A 2,367-nucleotide genomic window follows, 5' to 3' on the forward strand; every position below is an offset into this window, starting at 1 on the left:
TACTGATGCGTGAGTGGTGATCTAAACATTAGAGTGAGATTGTGAGACAATCGGGTCCATGAATAGAGCGACTGTCGAACCACCTGCGGATTGGAAGGAAGCGCGCCGGCTGCGGGCCTGGGAGTTGGTCCAGCAGGGCTGGAAGCAAAAGGATGTGGCAGCGGCCTTGGGCGTCACCAAGGGAGCGGTGAGCCAGTGGGTCAGTCAAGCCCGACAGGGGGGCATCGCGGCCTTGCGCCGACGCAAGCATCCTGGTGGGCGTCCCAAGTTGGATGATGGTCAACGGGAGCGACTGCCGGAGTTGCTGGCCCGTGGGCCAGGGGCCTACGGGTTCAACGGGGAAGTGTGGACCCGGGGTCGGGTGGCCCAGGTCATCGAGCAGGAGTTTGGAGTGTCCTACGACCCGTCCCAGGTGGGACGGATACTGAAAGGGTGCGGCTGGAGCCAGCAGAAGCCAGCCCTGCGGTCCACCCAGCGGGACGAGGAGGCAATTGCAGACTGGCGGGAGCGGCGCTTTGCCGAGCTCAAAAAAAGGCCCTAGCCGAAGGCCGTACCATCCTGTGGGCTGATGAAGCGGGGTTTTACCTGCTGCCCGCGTTGCTGCGCACTTGGGCACCGGTGGCCCAGACCCCAGTGATCCGGCGCAAGTTGAGCTACGACCACCTGAGCGCCATCAGCGCGATTAGCCTGACCGGAGAACTCTACCTGGCAGTGCAAGACCACGCCTATAAAGGCGCTGATGTCATCGCGTTTCTGAAACAGTTGCTCACTGAGATACCGGGTAAGTTGTTGGTGATCTGGGACGGCGCGCCGATCCACCGCTGCCGAGCCGTCAAGGAGTATCTGGCCCAAGGGGCCTCCCGGAGGCTCCAGTTGGAACAGTTGCCTGGGTATGCTCCAGAATTGAACCCAGACGAAGGGGTCTGGCGCTACCTGAAACGGGTGGAATTGAAGAACGTGGTCTGCGCTGATCTGGAGCAGTTGCGCCGAGAGTTCTGGGCCGCCGTGGAGCGGCTGTTGACCAAGCCTGGAATACTACACTCCTGCATCAGGGAAGTAGGTTATGTTTAGCCAATTGCTCACGCATCAGTAAAAGCAATGGCTAGCTCCTTCGGAACAGGGCCTTTCCAAAGTTTTAGAAAAGGTTGAAGATTGGGAGGTGTGGAGGTGCGAGTATGGATCAAGGAGCGTCTTTGGGAGAGGAATTTCAGTTGCTGCGAGAGTACCTGGCGCGGTTGAGCGACCAGCGACATCGCCGGGGTTTGGTTCATCCTTTGGAGGGTGTGTTGAGTTTGACGGTGCTGGGATTGATGTGCGGTTGCCCGTCGTTGAGCGCCATCTACCGTTTTGGGGACATTCACCCTCAGTTGTTGAGCCGGTTGGGGTTGCGGCGCAGCCCGTCGGTGCAAACCCTGTCCCGGCTGCTGGGGATGGTGTCGGTGGGGGAGGTGCGCCGGGTGCTGCTGGAATTTGTGCTGGCCCTGGAGCAGCGTCGGGGTCACGAGATCACCACGGCGGCGTTGGACGGCAAGACCCTCCGGGGAGTTCGAGAGGATGGGACCCAGTTGAAGGCGCTGTGCGTCTTCAGCAGAGAGGGCTTGGCCGCCCTGGATCAGGTGGCGATGGGCAACCATTTTGAGGAACCACAGGCAGCCCAGGAGTGGATCGAAGCCGTGGCGAGCCATTGTCCCGGATTGGAGATGCTGACTGGAGATGCCCTGTATGCCGACACCAATCTGGCTCAGGCCATCGTGGACCAGGGCAAGGATTACACCTTCAAGCTGAAAAAAACCAACCCCGACTCCACAACGACGTGACCCTGCTCTTCTCCAATGCTGGGGAGCCGGATTGGGAGGTGAGCCACAAAGGGCATGGGCGCCTGGAGCATCGGCAGGTCTGGGTATCCGGAGAGTTGGAAGGTTACAGCGATTTGCCCAGCCTCTCCAGCGTGGTGATGGTCAAGAAGCGGGTCAGTCGCGGCGACAAGGACCCAGTGGACAGCGTCCAGTATGCGGTGTCCAGCCGACGGGCGTTGTCGCCCGGGGAAGCCCTGAACCTGGTGCGGGGACATTGGAGCATCGAAAACAGCTTGTTCCACGTCAAGGACGACAGTTTCAGAGAAGATCGCCAGGTCCTGCACTGTCATCACCGAGGTACAGTTATGAGCCTGTTCCGTAACCTGGCGATCACCTTGCTTCGCGGTAACTGCAACCTTTGGTCAACCAAGGAATCTCTGATCGGTCGCGCCCAACGACTGGCCGCCCTGCCAATCACCCTCTTCTCTATCACTGCCTGACTTTGGAAAGGCCCTGCGTGAGGGGCATGGCCGGTTGCCGGATGAGTAGTGCGGGTCTATAATGGCTTTCA

4 protein-coding genes are annotated in these 2,367 nt (G+C 60.0%); all 4 read left to right on the forward strand.

Annotated features, from left to right (window positions below):
- Positions 1 to 58 precede the first annotated feature (58 nt).
- The 4 genes from FLM9_RS08415 (at position 59) to FLM9_RS07395 (ending at position 2,296) form a co-directional block, all read left to right on the forward strand.
- Positions 59 to 541, forward strand: coding sequence for a winged helix-turn-helix domain-containing protein (locus FLM9_RS08415; RefSeq protein WP_074457965.1), 483 nt, complete (start codon positions 59 to 61; stop codon positions 539 to 541).
- Positions 433 to 1,071: an IS630 family transposase gene (locus FLM9_RS08420; RefSeq protein ID WP_218969759.1), complete on the forward strand. Its 639-nt coding sequence runs from the start codon at positions 433 to 435 to the stop codon at positions 1,069 to 1,071. The genes FLM9_RS08415 and FLM9_RS08420 overlap by 109 nt, the downstream gene beginning before the upstream one ends.
- A 122-nt stretch (positions 1,072 to 1,193) precedes the next feature.
- The gene (locus tag FLM9_RS07390) at positions 1,194 to 1,817 is read left to right on the forward strand and encodes a transposase family protein (RefSeq protein WP_180365345.1); all 624 of its coding nucleotides are present in this window, start codon (positions 1,194 to 1,196) and stop codon (positions 1,815 to 1,817) included.
- Complete coding sequence (locus FLM9_RS07395) at positions 1,814 to 2,296, forward strand: ISAs1 family transposase (protein WP_074457967.1); 483 nt, start codon at positions 1,814 to 1,816, stop codon at positions 2,294 to 2,296. Before FLM9_RS07390 ends, FLM9_RS07395 begins: the two co-directional genes overlap by 4 nt.
- The last annotated feature ends 71 nt before the right edge of the window (positions 2,297 to 2,367 follow it).

Source organism: Candidatus Synechococcus spongiarum, from assembly GCF_900047545.1.
In the GTDB taxonomy this organism is placed as follows: domain Bacteria; phylum Cyanobacteriota; class Cyanobacteriia; order PCC-6307; family Cyanobiaceae; genus Synechococcus_B; species Synechococcus_B spongiarum_C.

Bases quoted from the DNA above. Each gene is read 5' to 3' on its own strand.
- FLM9_RS08415 (WP_074457965.1), top strand. From the start codon at position 59: ATGAATAGAGCGACTGTCGAACCACCTGCGGATTGGAAGGAAGCGCGC.